This window comes from Enterobacter sp. MGH 37 (genome assembly GCF_000534515.1).
Classification (GTDB): Bacteria; Pseudomonadota; Gammaproteobacteria; order Enterobacterales; family Enterobacteriaceae; genus Enterobacter; species Enterobacter kobei.
In genome coordinates, this window is record NZ_KI973205.1 from 1721182 (window position 1) to 1742996 (window position 21815).

Annotated in this window: 13 protein-coding genes; 3 read left to right on the forward strand and 10 right to left on the reverse strand. The window is 58.5% G+C overall.

Going from position 1 to position 21815, the window contains the following annotated elements:
* The first annotated feature begins 26 nt into the window (after positions 1 to 26).
* Positions 27 to 923, forward strand: coding sequence for a DMT family transporter (locus tag L383_RS15520; RefSeq protein ID WP_023330578.1), 897 nt, complete (start codon positions 27 to 29; stop codon positions 921 to 923).
* Here L383_RS15520 and narI read toward each other — a convergent pair.
* The 5 genes from narI to L383_RS15495 form a co-directional block, all read right to left on the reverse strand.
* Positions 920 to 1597 (reverse strand): respiratory nitrate reductase subunit gamma, encoded by a 678-nt coding sequence (gene narI, locus L383_RS15515; RefSeq protein WP_023330579.1) that lies wholly within the window; start codon positions 1595 to 1597, stop codon positions 920 to 922. The genes L383_RS15520 and narI overlap by 4 nt on opposite strands.
* A complete protein-coding gene (gene narJ / locus L383_RS15510) occupies positions 1597 to 2307 on the reverse strand; it encodes a nitrate reductase molybdenum cofactor assembly chaperone (RefSeq protein WP_014884175.1) in 711 nt (236 codons plus the stop codon). The genes narI and narJ overlap by 1 nt, the downstream gene beginning before the upstream one ends.
* On the reverse strand, positions 2304 to 3839 hold the full coding sequence (gene narH / locus L383_RS15505; protein ID WP_023330580.1) for a nitrate reductase subunit beta: 1536 nt from the start codon (positions 3837 to 3839) through the stop codon (positions 2304 to 2306). The genes narJ and narH overlap by 4 nt, the downstream gene beginning before the upstream one ends.
* Positions 3836 to 7579 (reverse strand): nitrate reductase subunit alpha, encoded by a 3744-nt coding sequence (locus L383_RS15500; RefSeq protein ID WP_023330581.1) that lies wholly within the window; start codon positions 7577 to 7579, stop codon positions 3836 to 3838. The genes narH and L383_RS15500 overlap by 4 nt, the downstream gene beginning before the upstream one ends.
* A 379-nt stretch (positions 7580 to 7958) precedes the next feature.
* Positions 7959 to 9356 carry a NarK family nitrate/nitrite MFS transporter gene (locus tag L383_RS15495; protein WP_014884177.1) on the reverse strand — a complete coding sequence of 466 codons (1398 nt, stop codon included), beginning with the start codon at positions 9354 to 9356 and terminating at the stop codon, positions 7959 to 7961.
* A 309-nt stretch (positions 9357 to 9665) separates the two neighbouring features.
* Between L383_RS15495 and narX the strand changes: the two genes are divergently transcribed.
* A complete protein-coding gene (gene narX / locus L383_RS15490; RefSeq protein WP_023330582.1) occupies positions 9666 to 11462 on the forward strand; it encodes a nitrate/nitrite two-component system sensor histidine kinase NarX in 1797 nt (598 codons plus the stop codon).
* Positions 11455 to 12105 carry a two-component system response regulator NarL gene (gene narL / locus L383_RS15485; RefSeq protein WP_008499531.1) on the forward strand — a complete coding sequence of 217 codons (651 nt, stop codon included), beginning with the start codon at positions 11455 to 11457 and terminating at the stop codon, positions 12103 to 12105. Before narX ends, narL begins: the two co-directional genes overlap by 8 nt.
* A 3-nt stretch (positions 12106 to 12108) precedes the next feature.
* Here the strand turns inward: narL and L383_RS15480 are convergent, their stop codons facing one another.
* From L383_RS15480 to ntrB, 5 genes are all read right to left on the reverse strand, one after another.
* Positions 12109 to 13515: a YchO/YchP family invasin gene (locus tag L383_RS15480; protein ID WP_023330583.1), complete on the reverse strand. Its 1407-nt coding sequence runs from the start codon at positions 13513 to 13515 to the stop codon at positions 12109 to 12111.
* A gap of 148 nt (positions 13516 to 13663) precedes the next feature.
* Positions 13664 to 16141, reverse strand: a complete 2478-nt coding sequence (locus tag L383_RS15475; protein WP_023330584.1) for a nitrate reductase — start codon at positions 16139 to 16141, stop codon at positions 13664 to 13666.
* Positions 16138 to 20124, reverse strand: a complete 3987-nt coding sequence (gene nirB / locus L383_RS0123875) for a nitrite reductase large subunit NirB (protein ID WP_023330585.1) — start codon at positions 20122 to 20124, stop codon at positions 16138 to 16140. The genes L383_RS15475 and nirB overlap by 4 nt, the downstream gene beginning before the upstream one ends.
* 13 nt (positions 20125 to 20137) lie before the next feature.
* Positions 20138 to 20926 (reverse strand): ABC transporter ATP-binding protein, encoded by a 789-nt coding sequence (locus tag L383_RS15470; protein ID WP_014884182.1) that lies wholly within the window; start codon positions 20924 to 20926, stop codon positions 20138 to 20140.
* Positions 20927 to 20935: 9 nt separating this feature from the next.
* On the reverse strand, positions 20936 to 21814 hold the full coding sequence (gene ntrB / locus L383_RS15465; protein WP_014884183.1) for a nitrate ABC transporter permease: 879 nt from the start codon (positions 21812 to 21814) through the stop codon (positions 20936 to 20938).
* Position 21815 lies beyond the last annotated feature (1 nt).

Below are 21815 nucleotides of genomic sequence, written 5' to 3' on the forward strand. Positions count from 1 at the left end.
AAGGTCATTAAATCAGGAGGTGGATAATGCGTGATTTCCATAAAGGCGTCTGGCAAATGAGCCTGGCGATGTTAATTTCCGGCTCTATCGGTGCGTTTGTTTTACTCTCCGGTCTGCCCGTCACGGAAGTGGTCTTCTGGCGCTGTCTTATTGGGGCCATAACACTTTTTATTTTTATCCGGGTCAGTCAAAAGCCCTTTAGTCCCCTCACCCGCACCACGCTGATGCTGGCGATTCTCGGGGGTGTGGCATTAGTTGTGAACTGGCTACTGCTTTTCGCCGCTTACGAACGTATCTCTATTGGCCTGTCTACCGTGGTATATAACACCCAGCCGTTTATGCTGGTATTGATGGGGATGTTTTTAGGTGAGCGCGTCAGCCTGGTAAAATGGGGCTGGCTGTTCCTCGCCTTTGGCGGAGTGGTGATATTGCTCTCCAGTGAGCTGACCGGAGCCCATAACAGTAAATGGCTCGCAGGGGTTGGTCTGGCCATGGCCGCGGCCTTCTTCTATGCGCTGACAGCAATCATTGCGCGCAAACTCAAAACAATCGCCCCACAGCATATCGCTTTTATCCAGGTGCTGACCGGCGTGGTGATGCTGCTGCCTTTTGCCAGTCAGCCGTCGCTCTCCGGTGATTTTCCCTGGCCGATCTTGCTGACGCTGGGCATCGTCCATACCGGTATTATGTATCAACTGCTGTATAGCGCGATCCAGAAACTGCCAACGCCGGTGACCGGCTCCCTGTCGTTTATCTATCCGGTGGTGGCAATTATTGTAGATAATCTGGTGTTCGGACACGCATTGAACCTGACGCAGCTGGCGGGTGGCGCGTTAATCCTGTTTGCCGCAGCGGGCAACAACCTGGGCTGGGGCGAAAAAAAACCCCGCGAGTGCGGGGTTGGTATTAAAACGGTGAATTAGCGACGGGCACGCACAATCTGATACTTGCGCGTCAGGTACTCCACCGGCGCGCTCCAGATGTGTACCAGACGGGAGAACGGGAACAGCACAAACAGCGTCATCCCCAGCACCAGGTGAACGCGGAAGATAAACGCCACGCCGTCCAGGTGTTCGGACGCGCCACCGTGGAAAGTCACCACGGACTGCGCCCAGCCGACCAGCTTCATCATTTCACTGCCGTCCATATGCTGCGCCGAGAACGGAATGGTCAGCAGACCCAGCGCGCATTGCACCACCAGCAGGGAAAGGATCAGGATGTCCGCCGCGGTGGTCGTTGCCCGCACCCGCGGGCTGAACAGACGACGTTTCAGCAACAGCAGGCCCCCGACGAGGGTCATCACGCCGCAGGCACCGCCCGCGATCATCGCCATCTTCTGTTTCACCTCAATCGGCAGCCACGCTTCGTACATCCAGTGCGGGGTCAGCATCCCGAGGAAGTGCCCGGCAAAAATCCCGAGGATCCCGATATGAAACAGGTTAGACGCGACGTGCATCCCCTTACGATCCAGCATCTGGCTGGAGGCAGCACGCCAGGTGTACTGGCCGTAGTCATAACGCAGCCAGCTTCCCACCAGGAACACGGTGCCCGCGATATACGGGTAAATGTCAAAGAAGAACATATTCAGGAAGTGCATTAGTGCCGTCCTCCGTTAGAGATATCCAAATATTGCGGAGCGACCGCCCCGGCAAAACGACGCTGGTGAGCGGAGATTTCAGACTCGCCGCAGCTCTGCTCAGCAAAGAATTTCACCTGCTCTTCCTCCCAGACCGCATCCAGCGCTTGCGGGGTATCATCGCGGGCTTCATCCGCGATTTTCTCCGCCACTTTTTCACTGTCGACAGCGGCGTTTGCCAGCTTCATCAGCAGGTCGAACAGCACCGCATAGCGGCTCTCACGCTGCTGAAGACGCGCGCTGAGCAACGCCAGGATCGGCGCGATGTCCTGCAGACCGCCCAGCGCCTCGTCTTTCGGCAGTTGAGCCAGATACTCCAGGTACAGCGGCAGATGGTCCGGCAGCTCGCGGCTGTCGAGCATCAGGCCGTGCTGCTCGTACTGAGCCATCAGGTCCACCATCGCCTGACCCCGGTCGCGGGATTCACCATGAACGTGTTCGAACAGCAGTAACGACGTTGCACGGCCACGGTCAAACAGCTGGCTGTAGTCCGCCTGCGCGTCGAGCAGATCGCGCGCTAACAGGTCGCGGAGGAAAACGCCCAGCGTCTGGGCATCCTCTTTATCCAGGTTTTCAGATGACGCGAGTGCATCAAAAAGCTCCTGCTGATGCTGCGCAAGCGCAGCATCCGGATACTCGAGCAGACGCGAAACAATGACGAGTTCAATCATTGGTGCGGCTCCGTTTTGCTGGTCACATCCATGGCGTCGATGCGGCGGCTGTTAAACAGGTTGAATTTGCTGTCTGACCCATGGCAACCGTCGCCAAAACTAAAGCCACAGCCATTTTTCTCCGGGAAGGCCTCGCGAGCCAGTTCACGGTGGCTGCTCGGCACCACGAAACGGTCTTCATAGTTGGCAATTGCCAGGTAGCGGTACATCTCCTGGGCCTGCGCTTCAGTCAGACCGACCTCGTCCAGCGCGCGGGTATCGTTAACGCCATCAACGGTTTCCGCACGCTTAAAGTGACGCATCGCCAGCATACGTTTCAGCGCCAGCAGTACCGGCTGGGTATCCCCTGCGGTCAGCAGGTTTGCCAGATACTGAACCGGGATACGCAGGCTCTCGACGTCCGGCAGAATGCCGTTGCTGCCCAGCTCGCCTGCATCGGCAGCAGACTGGATTGGCGACAGCGGCGGCACGTACCAGACCATCGGCAGCGTGCGGTATTCAGGATGAAGCGGCAGAGCCAGCTTCCAGTCCATCGCCATTTTATACACCGGCGACTGCTGCGCCGCGTCGATAACGCTCTGTGGAATACCGTCCTTCAGCGCCTGCTCAATGACTTTCGGATCGTTCGGGTCAAGGAACACGTCAAGCTGACGCTGATACAGATCTTTCTCGTTCTCGGTACTCGCGGCATTTTCAATCGCGTCTGCGTCATACAGCAACACGCCGAGGTAGCGGATACGGCCTACGCAGCTTTCGGAGCAGACGGTTGGCTGACCTGCTTCGATACGCGGGTAGCAGAAGATGCACTTCTCTGATTTCCCGCTCTTCCAGTTGAAGTAGATTTTTTTGTACGGGCAGCCGGTGATGCACATACGCCAGCCGCGGCATTTGTCCTGGTCGATCAGGACGATGCCGTCCTCTTCACGCTTGTAGATGGCGCCGCTTGGGCAGGTCGCCACGCACGCCGGGTTCAGGCAGTGCTCGCAAAGGCGCGGCAGATACATCATGAAGGTGTTTTCGAACTGGCCGTACATCGCCTTCTGCATGTTCTCGAAGTTCTGGTCTTTGGCGCGTTTTTCGAACTCGCCGCCCAGAATCTCCTCCCAGTTTGGACCGCTGGTAATTTTGTCCATGCGCTTGCCGGTGATCAGCGAGCGAGGACGCGCGATCGGCTGGTGTTTGCTTTCCGGCGCGTTGTGCAGGTTCTGGTAGTCATAGTCAAACGGCTCGTAGTAATCCTCAATGCCCGGCAGATGCGGGTTAGCGAAGATTTTCCCCAGAAGCATCGCGCGGTTACCCATGCGCGGCTGCAGCTTGCCGTTGATTTTACGGATCCAACCGCCCTTCCACTTCTCCTGGTTTTCCCAGTCGGTCGGGAAGCCGGTACCCGGCTTGCTTTCCACGTTGTTGAACCAGGCGTACTCCATACCTTCACGGCTGGTCCAGACGTTTTTACAGGTGACCGAGCAGGTGTGACAGCCGATGCATTTATCCAGATTCAGCACCATGCCGACTTGTGAACGAATTTTCATTTTACGCTCTCCTGTACCTGGTCATTACCTTCGCCGTCTAACCAGTTAATGTTCTTCATCTTACGTACCACCACGAACTCATCGCGGTTCGATCCTACGGTGCCGTAGTAGTTAAAGCCGTAGGCCAGCTGCGCATAGCCCCCGATCATATGGGTCGGCTTCGGCGTAATACGGGTCACGGAGTTGTGGATCCCGCCGCGCTGTTCGGTGATTTCTGACCCCGGCAGGTTAACGATACGTTCCTGCGCGTGGTACATCATGGTCATCCCGGCCGGTACGCGCTGGCTCACCACCGCACGTGCCGTCAGGGCACCGTTGCTGTTAAACACCTCGATCCAGTCGTTATCTTCAATACCCAGTTCTTTGGCATCCGTCTCGCTCATCCAGACAATCGGACCGCCGCGCGAAAGCGTCAGCATCAGCAGGTTGTCGCTATAGGTCGAGTGGATCCCCCACTTCTGGTGCGGCGTCAGGAAGTTCAGCGCCTTTTCAGGGTTACCGTTGGATTTCGCGCCCATAACTGCGGTTACGGAGCGGGTGTCGATTGGCGGACGGTACACCAGCAGGCTTTCACCGAAGTCACGCATCCACTGGTGATCCTGATACAGGGACTGACGACCGGACAGCGTGCGCCATGGGATCAACTCGTGAACGTTGGTGTAACCGGCGTTATAGGAGACATGCTCATCTTCAAGTCCTGACCAGGTCGGGCTGGAGATAATCTTGCGCGGCTGGGCCTGAATATCGCGGAAGCGGATTTTCTCTTCCTCTTTATTCGTTGCCAGATGCGTGTGGTCACGACCGGTAAACTCGCTCAGCGCTGCCCACGCCTTCACCGCCACGTGGCCGTTGGTTTCCGGCGCCAGGGTCAGGATCATCTCTGCGGCATCAATCGCCGTGTTCAGCATTGGCTGGCCTTTCGCCGGGCCGTCCGCTTTGGTGTAATTGAGCTTACGCAGCAGATCCATTTCGCTCTGGGTATTCCAGGCAATCCCTTTCCCGCCGTTACCGATTTTCTCCATCAGCGGACCGATAGAGGTAAATCGCTCGTACGTCGCCGGGTAATCACGCTCCACCGGAATGATGTGCGGCGCGGTCACGCCCGGGATCAGGTCACATTCGCCTTTTTTCCAGTCTTTGACGTCCAGCGGCTGCGCCAGCTCGGCCGCAGAGTCGTGCTGGATTGGCAGCGTCACCACGTCGGTCTCTTTGCCCAGATGCCCGACGCACACTTCAGAGAATTTCTTCGCGATATCTTTGTAGATATCCCAGTCGCTTTTCGACTCCCACGCCGGGTCAACCGCGGCAGACAGTGGATGAATAAACGGATGCATATCCGAGGTATTCATGTCGTCTTTTTCGTACCAGGTCGCGGTTGGCAGCACGATATCGGAATACAGGCAGGTACTGGACAGACGGAAGTCGAGGGTCACCACCAGATCCAGCTTGCCGTCCAGACCGTTGTCTTTCCATTCCACCTCTTCCGGCTTCACGCCACCCTGCCTGCCGAGATCTTTCCCCTGGATACCGTTCTCGGTACCGAGCAGGTATTTCAGCATGTACTCGTGACCTTTACCGGACGAGCCCAGCAGGTTGGAGCGCCAGATGAACAGGTTACGCGGATGGTTTTTGCCGTTCTCTGGCTGTTCAGCCGCGAAACGGATTGAGCCGTCTTTCAGGGACTTAACGGTGTAATCCACCGGTGACATTCCTGCTTTTTTCGCCTCTTCCGCGATGCGCAGCGGGTTAGTCCCCAGCTGCGGCGCAGACGGCAGCCAGCCCATGCGCTCAGCGCGGACGTTGAAGTCAATCAGGTGGCCGCTGTAGCGGGATTTATCCGCCATTGGCGACAGCAATTCCTGCGCGGTAACCGTCTCGTAGCGCCACTGGCTGGAGTGGTTATAGAAGTACGAGGTACTGTTCATGTGACGTGCAGGACGATGCCAGTCAAGGGCAAACGCCAGCGGCTGCCAGCCGGTCTGCGGACGCAATTTTTCCTGGCCTACGTAGTGGGCCCAACCGCCGCCGCTCTGACCGACACAGCCGCAGAAGATCAGCATGTTGATCAGGCCACGATAGTTCATATCGAGGTGATACCAGTGGTTCAGACCCGCGCCGACGATGATCATTGAGCGACCGTGCGTCTTATCCGCGTTTTCTGCAAATTCACGGGCGATACGGGTAATCTGTGCGCGAGGAACGCCGGTGATCTGCTCCGCCCATGCCGGGGTGTAGGCTTTTACGTCGTCATAGCTGGTTGCGCAGTTTTCATCATTCAGACCCCGTTCCAGACCGTAGTTCGCCATGGTCAAATCGTAAACGGTAGTGACGAGCGCCGTTGAGCCATCAGCCAGCTGCAGGCGTTTAACCGGCAGTTTATGCATCAGAACATTTTTCAGTTCAACCTTGTTGAAATGCTCTGATCCTTCGCCTCCAAAGTACGGGAAGCCGACCTCGGCGATCTCGTCCTGGCTGCCCAGCATGCTGAGACGCAGTTCCGTCTCTTCACCGGTGGTACCGTTACGCTGTTCGAGGTTCCACTTGCCCTTCTCACCCCAGCGGAAGCCGATAGAGCCGTTAGGTGCCACCAGCTCGCCGTTGCTGTTATACGCAACGGTTTTCCATTCAGGGTTATTTTCCTGGCCCAGCGCGTCCACCAGATCGGCGGCGCGCAGCGTACGGCCAGCGGCGTAGTAACCGTCACGCTCTTCCAGCATCACCAGCATCGGCATGTCGGTGTAGCGACGTACATAGTCGGTGAAATACTGGCTTGGTTTATCGAGGTGGAATTCGCGCAGCATAACGTGGCCCATCGCCATCGCCATCGCGGCGTCGGTACCCTGTTTCGGTGCCAGCCACAGGTCACACAGTTTAGCAATTTCCGCGTAGTCCGGGGTGATCGCAACGGTTTTGGTCCCTTTGTAGCGGACTTCGGTAAAGAAGTGCGCGTCCGGGGTACGGGTCTGCGGAACGTTAGAGCCCCAGGCGATGAGGTAGCTTGAGTTGTACCAGTCAGCAGATTCCGGCACGTCGGTTTGCTCGCCCCATGTCTGCGGAGACGCAGGCGGCAGGTCGCAGTACCAGTCGTAGAAGCTCAGACAGGTGCCGCCGATCAGTGACAGATAGCGCGCACCGGAGGCGTAAGAGACCATCGACATCGCCGGGATCGGCGAGAAGCCTGCCACGCGGTCAGGGCCGTAGGTTTTGACAGTGTAGACGTTAGAGGCGGCAATCAGCTCGTTTACCTCTTTCCAGGAGGAACGAACAAAGCCACCGCGGCCGCGAGCCTGCTTAAAGCTTTTCGCTTTATCCGCATCTTCGATGATGGACGCCCAGGCATCAACCGGATCGCTGTGCTGCACTTTCGCTTCACGCCACATTTTCATCAGACGCTTACGCATCAGCGGGTATTTCAGACGGTTAGCGCTATAGAGATACCAGGAGTAGCTGGCGCCACGCGGGCAGCCGCGCGGTTCGTGGTTCGGCATATCCGGGCGGGTGCGCGGATAGTCGGTCTGCTGCATTTCCCAAGTCACCAGACCGTTTTTAACGAAAATCTTCCAGCTACATGAGCCAGTGCAGTTTACGCCGTGGGTAGAACGGACAACTTTGTCATGCTGCCAGCGTTGACGGTAACCGTCCTCCCAGTCCCGGTTGGTATCCAGAACCTGGCCGTGCCCATCGGCAAAAGTTTCACCCTTCTGTTTGAAGTAGCGAAACCGGTCCAAAAATTTGCTCATCGGGTATCTCCTGTGTGGAGCCTGTGGCTCTCTAAATCGACATTGCTGATTTGCAGCGAAGGTAACGCTCTGAAAGAGGAGGAGAATTGATAACGATCAAGGCGACGAGGGACTTTCAGGGGTGGGGTTAGGCCAAATACCACCAAAGCGGTAGATTTTAAAAATTCATAATAATATGATTTTTAATGACATTTTCATTTCATCGTACAATAACCACGGCAAAATTTAACATCTCAGGTATTAAGGGGTAGACCTCCCTGCAAGGCGACGGCGATCACAGTGTTACCGGCGCGCTTCTGTGCAAACCCATCAGTATGTTGTAACTACTTCCAGAACAAAAAAAACGCGGCCCCAAGGCCGCGCAAACGGATAATCACACTTACTTATTTTTCTTGGTATTACGGCCATATACCAGCCACGTAATCACAACGCAGGCGATATAGAACACAAGGAACACTTTCATCGCACCCGCCGGGGAACCGGTCAGGTCAAGCGAAATACCGAACGCTTTCGGGATAAAGAAGCCGCCAATGGCACCGATGGCAGAGATAAAGCCCAGCGCAGCAGCGGTATCCGTCGCCGCTTCACGCATCGCCTGCTCTTCGCTTCCACCCTGCGCTTTCACGCGATCCATCGTCAGCTTACGGAAGATCACGGAGATCATCTGGAAGGTGGACGCACTCCCCAAACCGGCCGTCAGGAACAGCACCATAAACACGCCGAAGAAGGCGATGAAGTTACCGCCCTGTCCGTCCGCTGGCAGCGTCAGGAACAGCAACGCACAGAAGACCGCCATCACGACAAAGTTCACCAGCGTCACGCGGGTACCGCCCAGACGGTCAGAAACCATACCGCCCAGTGAGCGAGCCAGCGCGCCAATAAATGGACCAAAGAAGGCGAATTGCAGGATCTGCACGTCCGGGAACTGGGTTTTCGACAGCATGGCGAAACCGGCAGAGAAACCGATAAACGACCCGAAGGTGGCCAGATACAGCAGCGCCATCACCCAAAGGTGTCCACGTTTCAGCACCGGCAGCTGTTCACTCAGTGACGCCTTCGACGCAGACAGATCGTTCATAAAGAACCACGCTGCCAGGGTGAAGACCACCAGGAACGGCACCCAAATCCAGGCGGCGTTCTGCAGGTAGAGGGAAGAACCATCCGCCTGTTCAACGCCACCGCCACCAAAGGCAGCAAAAATGGACACCGAGATCGCCAGCGGCGCGATCAGCTGCATCACGCTCACGCCCATGTTGCCCAGACCACCGTTAATGCCCAGCGCGCCACCCTGTTTCGCTTTCGGGAAGAAGAAGCTGATGTTCGCCATACTGGAGGCGAAGTTCGCACCCGCAAAACCGCACAGCAGGGAGATGATCACGAACACGCTAAACGGCGTGGACGTATCCTGCACCGCGAAGCCGAGCCACACGCAAGGCACGATCATGATCCCGGTACTGAATGCCGTCCAGCGACGGCCACCAAAGACCGGCACCATAAAGGCGTAAGGAACGCGCAGCAGCGCGCCAGACAGTGACGGTAACGCGGTCAGCATAAACAGCTGATCGGTTGTGAACGTAAACCCAACTTTTGGCAGATTTACCGCCACTGCACTAAACAACATCCATACGCAAAACGCTAATAACAGACACGGAACGGAAATCCACAGATTCCGGCTTGCTACACGATGGCCGCGCTGTTGCCAGAACGCCGGATCCTCTGGACGCCAGTCTGTAATAACGGCACCATTTTCCCTTTCGGGAGCGGATGAGTGACTCATAGACACCTCTGATTCTCGAATGATGCTGCAAACATTAGGGTTTTAGGGCGGCGGTAAGTTGATATAAATCAAAGGAAAAGTGCGAGGATTTGCGGCACGAAAAAAGGTCTTATCCTTAGTGAGTAGGCAAATCAGGTCAAAAAGACGTTGTTTTTCACGGCGCTGACGCGTCCCTGCTCCCCCTACCCTCAGATGCATACTCCACTGGCAATTTAGGAGTAATCATTTATAGGTATGGGTATACTCCAGGGTATGCACCAGAATAGCGCCATTCCTGCAAGCAGGCCACGTCAGGAGCCCGGCAACTCTATGTTAAAAAGATGTTTATCACCGCTGACACTCGTCAATCAGTTAGCCCTGATCGTTTTGCTGTCCACCGCACTCGGCGTAACCGGCATGGCGATTTCCGGCTGGCTGGTACAAGGGGTACAGGGTAATGCGCATGCCATCAATGGGGCAGGCTCGCTACGCATGCAGAGTTACCGTCTGCTGGCGTCGGTGCCTCTGACGCAGGACGACCAGCCTCTCATTGATGAAATGGAGCGCACGGCTTTCAGCCCTGAACTGGAAAATGCAGCCATCCGCGCCGGTCAGCAATCCCAGCTTAAAGCCCTTCAGGGCTACTGGCACACTCAACTGGAACCCGGACTGAAACAGGCGCAAAGCCCGGAGACGGTCGCGCAGGACGTGGCGGGTTTTGTCTCACGCATTGATGCCCTGGTCTCCTCTTTTGACCAAACCACTGAATTACGCATCGATCGGGTGGTGATGGTACACCGTGCCATGGCGCTGTTTATGGGCCTGCTGCTGATCTTCACCATTATCTGGCTTCGCGCGCGGCTGCTGAATCCGTGGAAACAACTGCTGGCCATGGCCCGGGCGGTTACCGCCCGGGATTTTACCCAGCGCACGCACATCAGCGGACGCAACGAAATGGCGATGCTCGGCCAGGCGCTCAACACCATGTCGGCAGAGCTGTCTGAAAGCTACGCGGTGCTTGAGCAGCGCGTACAGGAAAAAACGGCCGGGCTGGAGCAGAAAAACGAAATCCTCTCTTTCCTGTGGCAGGCCAACCGCCGGCTGCACATGCAGGTGCCGCTCTGTGAACGCCTCTCCCCGGTGCTGAATGGCCTGCAAAATCTGACCCTGCTGCATGACCTGGAACTGCGCGTTTACGACGTGGAAGATGAAGATAATCATCAGGAGTTTGCCTGTCAGTCCGACATGTCCTGTGATGATAAAGGCTGTCATTTATGCCCTCGCGGCCTGCCGCCGTCGACCACTGGCGGCACGACTCTGAAATGGCGACTAACGGACAGCCATACCCAGTACGGTATTCTGCTGGCGACCCTGCCCGCCGGGCGTCACCTGAGCCACGATCAGCAACAGCTGGTTGATACGCTGGTTGAACAGCTAACGGCCACGCTGGCGCTCGACAGGCATCAGGAAAAACAGCAGCAGCTCATCGTTATGGAAGAACGCGCCACCATCGCCCGCGAGCTGCATGACTCAATCGCCCAATCGCTCTCCTGTATGAAAATGCAGGTAAGCTGTCTGCAGATGCAGGATGCGCAGATGCCGGACAGTAATAAACAGCTGCTCAGCCAGATACGCAACGAGCTGAATACGTCCTGGGTACAGCTGCGTGAGCTGCTGACCACCTTCCGCCTGCAGCTGACCGAGCCGGGCCTGCGTCCGGCGCTGGAAGCCAGCTGTCAGGAGTTTAGCGCCCGGCTGGGGTTCCCGGTGAAGCTGGATTACCAGCTGCCGCCACGGTTTGTCCCGTCACATCAGGCTATTCATCTACTGCAGATCGCCCGTGAAGCACTCAGCAACGTGCTTAAACACGCGGAAGCGACAGCGGTCACGGTCACCGTCAGCCAGCACGCTAACCAGGTCAGACTCACGGTTCACGACAACGGCCGCGGCGTGCCGGAAAATGCCGAGCGCACGAACCACTATGGTTTAATCATTATGCGAGACCGCGCCCAAAGCCTGCGCGGTGATTGTCAGGTTCGCCGGAGAGAGACGGGTGGCACGGAAGTCGTGGTCACCTTTATTCCCGAAAAACCGCTTACAACTTCTCAAGGAGAAACCCATGACTAATCAGGAACCGGCATCCATCCTGTTGATCGACGACCATCCGATGCTGCGTACTGGCGTAAAACAGCTGGTCAGCATGGCACCCGATATTACCGTGGTTGGCGAAGCCAGCAACGGGGAACAGGGCATTGAGCTCGCCGAGTCCCTCGATCCCGATCTGATCCTGCTCGATCTGAACATGCCCGGCATGAACGGCCTGGAGACCCTCGACAAGCTGCGGGAAAAATCGCTTTCCGGACGCATCGTCGTCTTTAGCGTCTCGAACCATGAAGAAGATGTGGTCACGGCGCTGAAGCGCGGCGCGGATGGTTATCTGCTGAAAGATATGGAGCCGGAAGATCTGCTTAAAGCACTGCAGCAGGCTGCGGCCGGCGAGATGGTGCTGAGTGAAGCCCTGACGCCGGTGCTGGCCGCCAGCCTGAGGGCCAACCGCGCCACGTCTGACCGTGACGTCAGCCAGTTAACACCGCGCGAACGCGATATTCTCAAACTAATCGCCCAGGGGCTGCCGAATAAAATGATCGCCCGCCGTCTGGATATCACCGAAAGCACGGTCAAAGTGCATGTGAAGCATATGCTGAAGAAAATGAAGTTAAAATCCCGCGTTGAGGCCGCCGTGTGGGTACATCAGGAACGCATTTTCTAAGGATTACTCATCCGGCAGCAGCTTCCAGCGCGGGTCGTCGTCAGGTATAGCGATCAGCGGCTGCACCACCGCAAGCGTGATCTCATTGGACGAGACGCGCTGGCCCTTCTCATCTTCCACTACCGCCGAAAGATGCCAGCGGTTTGTCGCGCCTTCTGCCTCATTCCAGGCAGGCATAATCACGCTCCAGCCGTCGCTGCTGTTACCCTTCCCGGGCGACGTCAGGCTCAGTGCCTGGGTATCGCCCTGCCAGTGGATCTGACGGATGCCGTGCGTGCTACGAATCTGTAGCTTCAGCATGACGGTTTCCCCCCCTTTCAGATCCCACGGTGGCGTAGCCAGCCAGACGGACAGCGTTTTACGCTGGCGGAACTCCATAATCGGAAGGCTGTTGCGCTCGGGGGAATCATAGCGGCTGCCACGCAGAGAACGCGTGGCCGCAACTTCACTGGCGGAGAGTTGCTTTACCAGCGGCACGCCAAAGCGGTAGTTAAGCTTCAGGCCGAGGTTATTCTGGCTTTCGCCGCTTTCACCCTGCTTATGCGCGGCGGTCAGCGTGACCAGCGGAACCGGGGTATAGTTAAGCCCAAGATTGACCGCCACCGGGTTGTGATAGCCGGTTCCGCTGTTGAAGAGATCAACGTTGTCGCCAAAATACTGCTCGACGCTGACGCTGGTGTTCAGGTGATGAAACCACGGCAGCCAGGCTTTGGCGGTGACATCATATCCCCGCGCCATTCGCTGTTCCTGAACATCAGACCTGTCGCGCCATCCGGCAAACGGCTGGTAATAGTTCGCTGACAGGCGCAGATTCTCCCCCCACACCTCGGCGCCCAGTCCGGCACGCTGCAGGTTTTCGTCCAGCAGATTATCGTAGAAGGTGTTGTAGCCCAGCAGCCATTTTCCGGCGACCCAGCGCTGGCCGATTCCGGCGTTACTGACCAGGCCATCCGTCTGCTGCGTCAGGCCAAGCTGGCTCCAGCTCAGGTAACGGTTGTTATCGTTCCAGGGGATAAACCAGCTCCCGCTGCTGCCGTTAAATTTGCCCGCGTTATCGACCAGTAAATTGACGCTGGCGTTCCCCCAGGGCGACAGCCAGGACTCAATCTGCTGGTTCACTTCGCCGCTCACCGCGTCGCGCACCTGACCAAAGGCAAACTGACGCGCCTGCTCGCCCGTTGTCAGGCCGTTGTCGGTCATACTGGCTTCACCAAAGGCTTTCGCCATTTCGGCCAGGTGCTTTTCCCCTTCCCCTGAGGGAGCAGCCATACCCAGGTCGGGCAGATTATCCCCGTTATTATCAAAAGGATTTTGTGCCTGCTGGATAAAGGAACGCGGCGCACCGTGAACGGCTCCGGCCGTAAGAAGGGGGAGTAAGAGCAGAAAACGAATGCGGGACGATACAACCATCAACGTCGTAAAAAAGAACCTGTGTTTATGGATAAACTCTTATTATGTTAACGCGATAAGCCTGGAAATGCAGTTCTGGCGGAAATTTCAGGATTATCCTGAAACTGATTGTCGGGTGGCGGCTACGCCACCCGACGCGCTTACACCATCATCCAAACAGTCCTTTCAACTCCGAAACGCAGGAGCCACAGTTCGTGCCGCACCGTAACGTTGCCCCCAGCGCGGCGACGCTTTCGCACCCTCCGGCTATCGCCTCCCGAATCGCATTTTCTCCGACGCTGAAGCAGCTACAGATAATGCGTCCCGGATCCGCCGTCTCCTCCACACCCTGCCCGTTCAGCAGCGCATGACGCTCTGCAGGCGTCGTGGGGGGCGAGCGAAAAGCAGCGTCAATGATCGGGTGTACCAGCTCCGGTAACGTGGTGCCTTCCCAGAAGCCGAGCATCAGCTGACCTTCATGCCAGGCCAGCACGCTACTGCGTTCGCCGGTTTGAGCAACCTGTAACTGCCAGCCCCGACTGCTGGCGTAGTTCATGACCCACGAAAGAAACGGTTTATCTCCTGATACCGTCAGATGCGAGGCTTTACGCCACCAGTGAACCCAGGATGGTAACGCCGGCTGTTCGTGGGTATAGAGCACCCCTTGCCAGACGGGCAGCCAGGGCATGATCCGAACGGCGGTTTGTTTGCTCTCCGGCTGGCCCGACGCCGGATCGCAGCGCCCTTCCACCAGCGCATTCACCTTTCCCTGACGGGCAAACACCGCGTTCCAGTGCATCGGGGCAAACGCCTCGCCTTGCCGGATGCCGCGGTTGACTCGCACTCTGGCGACCATCACGCCGCGCGGCGAACTGATCCGCGCCAGCTGGCCATCACACAACGAGAACCGCACGGCATCGCTGGCGCAGACCTCAACAAACGGCTCCGCGATATGCTGCATCAGCCGGGACACATACCCCGTCCGGGTCATGGTGTGCCATTGATCGCGGATGCGTCCGGTATTGAGGATCACCGGGTACAGCGTGCTGACTGCCGCACCGTGCTGGACCGGATCGACCGGCACCAGGTTTCGGCGCGGAAAATCCCCCGTTGACCACTGATACGGCTCCAGCCGCTCCCACGCTTCCCGGGTAAGTTCAGCCAGGTCATGCAGGTTCAATGCCCGCGTGCCGTCATTTTCAAAAGCCGTCAGCGCCGCGTGTTCGCAAAAAATCTCGTGCGGATGTTGCCAGGCAAAGGCGTCGCCGTGCCCCAGCCGTTTTGCAATCTGCGCGACGATCCACCAGTCCGGTTTTGCCTCTCCCGGGGCAGGCAGAAAGGCGCGCTGGCGCGAAATACGCCGCTCGGAATTGGTCACAGTGCCGTCCTTCTCCCCCCAGGCCAGCGCCGGAAAACGGATATGGGCGAACCGGCTGGTGTCGGTATCGTTCATGACCTCAGAAACAATCACCAGCGGGCAGCCTGCCAGCGCCTGACATACGGCGTGACTGTCCGGCAGCGAGACCGCTGGGTTGGTGCCCATGATCCACACCGCCTTCACTTCGCCACGGGCAATGGCATCAAACAGTTCAACCGCCATCAGGCCTGGCGTCTGCGCCAGCCTTTCCGTTCCCCAGAAACGCGCCACCCGCGAAAGGTCGTCCGGCTCAAAGTTCATGTGCGCCGCCAGCTGATTTGCCAGCCCGCCCACTTCCCGTCCGCCCATGGCGTTTGGCTGTCCGGTCAGCGAAAACGGACCGCAGCCCGGGCGGTTGAATTTTCCGCTGGCAAGATGGACGTTGATGATGGCGTTACACTTGTCGCTACCGCTCGATGACTGGTTGATCCCCATGGTGTAGAGCGTGATCGCGCGTGGCGCGGTGACAAACCAGTCATAAAACACACCAATTTCCTGCTCCGGGAGGTCGCAAAACGCCGCCACGCGGGCCATCGGCCACGCGTCGGTTCCCTGGATCACATTGAGCAACCCCACAAACAGCCCCGCATCGCTGCCGGGTTTTAGCGCCAGATGCAGGTCAGCGATATCACAGGTAGCCGTTTCACGCGGGTCAATCACCACCACCTTCATCTGCGGATGGGTTTGCTTTGCCTGCACCAGCCGCTGGTACAGAACAGGGTGCGTCCAGGCGGCATTCGAGCCCACCAGTACCACCAGATCGCTGTTCTCCACGTCCTCGTAACTGCACGGCACCACGTCCTCACCGAAGGCACGTTTATAACCCACCACCGCTGACGACATGCAGAGCCGGGAGTTGGTATCAATGTTCGCCGCCCCGATGAACCCCTTCATCAGTTTGTTGGCGGCGTAGTAATCCTCGGTTAACAGCTGGCCGGATGCGTAGAACGCCACCGCCTGCGGCCCCCATGTGTCGATAATGTGCTGGAGCCGTTCACCTGCCGCCTCCAGTGCCTGCGTCCAGTCCACCTCATGACCGTCGAGGACCGGGCGCAAAAGCCGCCCCTGTAAATCGGTTGTCTCCCCCAGGGCGGACCCTTTCACGCACAGGCGACCAAAATTCGCCGGATGGGTTTCATCTCCCCGAACGCTGACCACGCCGCCTTCCACGCGGGCGACCACGCCGCAGCCCACCCCGCAGTAGGGGCATGTTGTCCGGGTTTCTGTCATGAAGCCTCCGCACGCATGACCAGGGCATCGTTACCGACCCACACTTTGCCGTTTTCGATTTTCACCGGCCAGGCGCGTACCGCAGGCTCACCATTTTCAACCTGACAGCCATCGCGCAGACGAATGCGCTGTTTATAAAGCGGAGAGATCACCACCGGCTCCCCCGCCGCATCGCCAAGAATGCCGCGAGAAAGCACGTTCGCACGGCTTCCTGGCTCCAGGTCGTCGAGGGCATAAACGGTTTTGCCAAAGCGGAACAGCGCAATCGCATTGTGACCGAGACGCGCGCCAATGCCCGCCTGTTCGGGGATATCCTCGATACCGCAGATTTCCTGCCAGCGTTTGCCTTGCTCTGCGGCAGTGTCGTTCACAGCGGTGCGGAACAGCGCCAGACGGTTGGGATCGTTGAGCGTGGTCTGCCATTCGCACTGGTAGGTTTCCACCACCCGGGCCATCTCCTGCTCCAGTTCGTGGGCAATACCCAGACTGTTCTCGAGGATCACCTCGCGCAGATAGTCGAGGCCGCCTTCCAGGTTGTCCATCCAGGTGCTGGTGCGCTGCAGGCGATCCGCCGTGCGGATGTAGAACATCAGGAACCGGTCAACGGTACGGATCAGCGTTTCATCGTCCAGATCGCTGGCGAAGAGATCCGCATGGCGCGGCTTCATGCCGCCGTTGCCGCACAGGTAGAGGTTCCAGCCTTTATCGGTGGCAATGACGCCCACGTCTTTGCTCTGCGCCTCGGCACACTCGCGGGTACAGCCGGAAACCGCCATTTTGATTTTGTGCGGCGCGCGCAGGCCTTTGTAACGGTGCTCCAGTTTGACCGCGAGGCCGGTGGAGTCCTGCACGCCATAGCGGCACCAGGTCGACCCAACGCAGGATTTCACCGTGCGCAGAGATTTCCCGTAAGCGTGGCCGGTCTCAAATCCGGCTTCCACCAGCGCCTGCCAGATCTCCGGTAGCTGTTCCAGAGTGGCGCCAAAAAGGTCAATACGCTGCCCGCCAGTGATTTTGCTGTAAAGGCTATAGCGCTTTGCAATCTGGCCGATGGCGATCAGCCCGTCGGCGGTCACTTCCCCGGCGGGCATACGCGGCACGATGGAATAGGTTCCGTCCTTCTGAATATTGGCAAAGTAACGGTCGTTGGTGTCCTGCAGCGGCAGATGCGCCGGTTTAAGCAGATACTCGTTCCAGCAGGAAGCCAGCACGGACCCGACCAGCGGCTTACAGATTTCGCACCCGTGTCCCTGACCGTAGCGGCTGATGAGCTGGTCAAAGGTGCGGATATGGTTGACGCGCACCAGGTGGTAAATTTCCTGGCGTGACCAGGGGAAGTGTTCGCAGATATCCTTTTTCACCTCCACGCCCTGTTCAGCAAGCTGAAACTCCATCACCTGCTTCACCAGCGCACTACAGCCCCCGCAACCGGTCGCCGCTTTAGTGCACTGTTTGATGGCACCGATATCCGTTGCGCCCGCGCTCACGGCCTGGCAAATATCGCCCTTGCTGACGTTATGACACGAACAGATCTGCGCACTTTCCGGCAGCGCCGCCACGCCCAGCGCTTTTGGCGCGCTGCCTGAGGATGCGGGTAATATCAGGGTTTCCGGCGCTTTCGGCAGGCTGATTCCATTGAGCATCATCTGCACCAGCGTGGCGTATTCGCTGGCGTCACCTACCAGCACGCCGCCGAGCAGCGTTTTGCTGTCGTGGCTGACCACGATTTTCTTGTAGATTTGCTGCGGGCCGTGCGTCCACTGGTAGCTCAGCGCCCCCGGCGTGCGCCCGTGAGCGTCGCCAAACGACGCCACATCCACGCCCAGCAGCTTGAGTTTGGTGCTCATATCCGCGCCGGTGAAGGTTTTATCCTCCCCTGCCAGCGCGGCGGCGGCCACGCGTGCCATCTGGTAGCCCGGGGCAACCAGTCCAAAGATTTTCCCTTCCCACAACGCGCATTCGCCAATGGCAAACACGTCACGGTCGGAAGTCTGGCAGCCATCGTCAATGCAGATCCCGCCGCGCTCGCCGATAGCCAGCCCGCTGCTGCGCGCCAGCGCGTCCTGCGGACGGATACCGGCAGAAAAGACCACCAGGTCCGTTTCCAGCGCTTCGCCATCGGCAAAGCGCAGCACCAGCCCGTCATCCGTCGACGCAATTTCCGTGGTGGCTTTAGCGGTGTGAACGCCCACGCCCAGCGCCTCGATTTTCTTGCGCAGCATCGACGCGCCGTCGTTATCGAGCTGAACCGCCATCAGATTGGGCGCAAACTCCACCACGTGAGTGTCGAGCCCGAGTTGTTTCAGGGCGTTTGCTGCCTCCAGCCCCAGCAGCCCGCCTCCGATGACGACCCCGCGACGCGCACCCGCCGCATGGGCCGCAATGTTGTCGAGATCGTCGAGCGTGCGGTAGACAAAACAGCCCGGCAGATCGTTACCCGGTACCGGCGGGACAAACGGGTATGAGCCGGTCGCCAGCACCAGTTTATCCCAGTGCGTTTCATGCCCACTGGCGGTACGCACCACGCGCGCGTCGCGGTCAATGGCGACAATCTGCTGCGACAGGCGCAGCTCAATGCCGTTATCAGCAAAAAAATCCCCTGCCACCAGCGAGAGCGAATCCGCACTGCGGCCGCCAAAATACTCGGACAGATGCACCCGGTCATAGGCGGCATAGCGCTCTTCACCAAAGACCACGATCTGATACTGCTGATGTAAGTTGCGGTTAACGCAATCTTCGAGAAAATGATGGCCGACCATACCGTGCCCAACCACCACCAGAGTAGGTTTTGTCATAGCGTTCTGTCCTGCAACCTGCGGTTGCGTAGTGAATCGATCGAACAGCCAGTCCGCGTGTGCGGGCGCAGCCGTTGCCCGTAAATCGGTAAATGTCGCCGCGTTGCGGCAATCTCCCATCAGCAGCACGCCAGCCAGCGTCCCCTGATGGATCAGTAAGCGACGATAGTGACGCGTCAGCGGATCCCATGAACGCCAGACCACGTCGCCCTCCTGCTCCGCCGCGCGACCCAGGCTGAACAGCTCCACGCCGGTCACCTTGAGGCGCACACCGTTGTCGGTGAGGGTAAATGGCGCAGTGGTGTCGCCCGCCAGCCGTGCGGCGAGGATATCGGCCTGCGCCAGACAGGGGGCGACCAGGCCAAACGTCTGGCCATCAATTTCGCAGCACTCGCCAATGGCATAGATGTCCGGCGCGGAGGTCTGCATCTGGTGATTCACCACAATCCCGCGCGCGCAATGAAGGCCGCTGGCCTTTGCCAGGTCAATGTTGGGCTGCACGCCGGTCGCCAGCACCACGCGCGCCGCAGCAATACTGCGTCCATTGAGCAACGTCACGGTATTGTCGTTAATTGCCGAGATGCCGGAGGCAAGCTCACAGCGCACGCCCCGTTCCGCCAGCGCCTCCTCCAGCAGCGCGCCAGCCTGTTGATCCAGCTGTTGTTCCATCAGCCACGGACCGCGATGAACGAGCGTGACGTTGTCACCTGAGCGTGCCAGTGCTGCCGCAGTCTCAACCCCAAGCACGCCGCCCCCCAGCACCACCGCCGGACCGGAAACTGCCTGAATGGCGCAGGTATCCTCCAGGGTGCGGAACGTGAACACATGGGGCGCATCACCGCCGGGGATCGGCGGAACAAAAGGCGTTGAACCGGTGGCAAATACCAGGGCATCCCAGCCCAGCGTGCGGGTGGCGGTTCGCACTTCCCGTGAGACCACGTCCACGGCAAGCGCCCTTTCGCCCCGCAGCACCGTAACGCCACGTACCCGGTACCAGTCCTCATCCTGAAGACAGATATCCGCTGCCGCTTTCTCGCCCCCCAGCACCGGCGAAAGCTGAATGCGGTTATAGGCATGCTCAGGCTCATCACCGACGACGGTGATAGCAAAACGACCCGAGGCCCGCCCGGTTAGCCCGTCAATCAGCCGGGTGGCCGCCATTCCATTCCCGATAATGACCAGTCGCATCAAAGCCCCCTCGTTACGCCGCTTTCGGCTGTTTTTCGTAGAGGAAATGGAGGATCTGCTGACGCATGTGGTGGTAGCGGCTGTCGTCCGCCAGCTGAACCCGGTTGCGCGGACGCGGCAGATCAACGCGCAGGATCTCTCCGACGGTCGCCGCCGGGCCGTTGGTCATCATCAGCACGCGATCGGAAAGCAGCACTGCCTCATCTACGTCGTGGGTAATCAGCACGATAGTGGTGTTCAATGCCTGCTGGATCTGCATCACCGAGTCCTGCAGATGGGCTCGCGTCAGCGCATCCAGCGCGCCGAACGGTTCATCCATCAGCAGCACTTTTGGCTTCATCGCCAGCGCGCGGGCGATGCCCACGCGCTGCTTCATGCCGCCGGAGATCTCCCCCGGGCGCTTATGCAAGGCATGCCCCATCTGCACGCGGTCGAGGTTGTGCTCGATCCACGCTTTACGCTCAGACTTGCTCATGGTGTGACGGAACACCTGATCCACCGCCAGGGCGACGTTGTCAAAGCAGGTGAGCCATGGCAGCAGGGAATGGTTCTGAAACACCACCGCGCGCTCGGGGCCCGGCCCGGCAATTTCGCGGTTGTCGCAGATAAGCCCACCTTCCGTCGGCAGCGTAATGCCGGCAATAAGGTTCAGCAGCGTCGATTTGCCGCAGCCGGAGTGGCCGATCAAACTGACGGTTTCGCCCTCGTGAATATCAAACGAAACGTTTTGCAGCGCCAGAAACTCGCCGCTGGCAGTAGAAAAGCGCTGGCTCACGCCCTGGACCTGAATTAATGGTTTCATCTTCGCTCCTTATTTTTCCTGCCAGCTAAAGCGACGGGCAATCAGCATCAGCCCCTGCTCCAGCAGCAACCCGACCACGCCAATAATGACGATGGCGATGAGAATGTTTTCGACGTTGAGGTTGTTCCACTCGTTCCAGATCCAGAAGCCGATGCCTAAGCCTCCGGTGAGCATCTCGGCGGCGACAATCACCAGCCAGGCAATACCGATGGAGAGGCGTACCCCGGTCAGCACCGCAGGCAGCACGGCAGGAAAGAGAATGCGGCGCATAATGGTCCACTCAGAGAGTTGCAGTACCCGGGCGACGTTGAGGTAGTCCTGTGGAATACGGCGCACCCCTTCCGCGGTGTTGATGACCATCGGCCAGATGGAGCAGATAAATATGGTCCAGCTTGATGCTGGCTCCGCTTTCTGGAACAGCAGCAGGCCGATGGGCAGCCAGGCCAGCGGGCTAACCGGCCGCAGGAGGGCAATTAGCGGGTTGAACATGCGCGAGAAAAAGGTGAAGCGGCCAATCAGAAAGCCCAGCGGAATCCCCGCCAGCGCTGCCAGACCAAAGCCGATGGCGACGCGCTGCAGTGACGCAAGCACGTTCCAGCCTATACCCATATCGTTTGGCCCGTCGCGATAAAACGGATCGGCGAACAGGGTTATGGCCGAGTCGAGCGTGCTGAGCGGCGTCGGGAAGCCTTTGCTGTTTATCGCTGCCAGTTGCCAGAGCACCACCAGCAGCCCCAGCCCCAGAAACGCCGGAATGACGCGCTGTAAAACATCATTCATTCGACGCGCCAACGCAGGCGTACGACGACGAACCTGTAACGGTGGCAGGACAATCACCTCCCCGCTCTCAGGCTTCTCTTGTGGTTTTGTGTTTTGCAGATGCGGCATA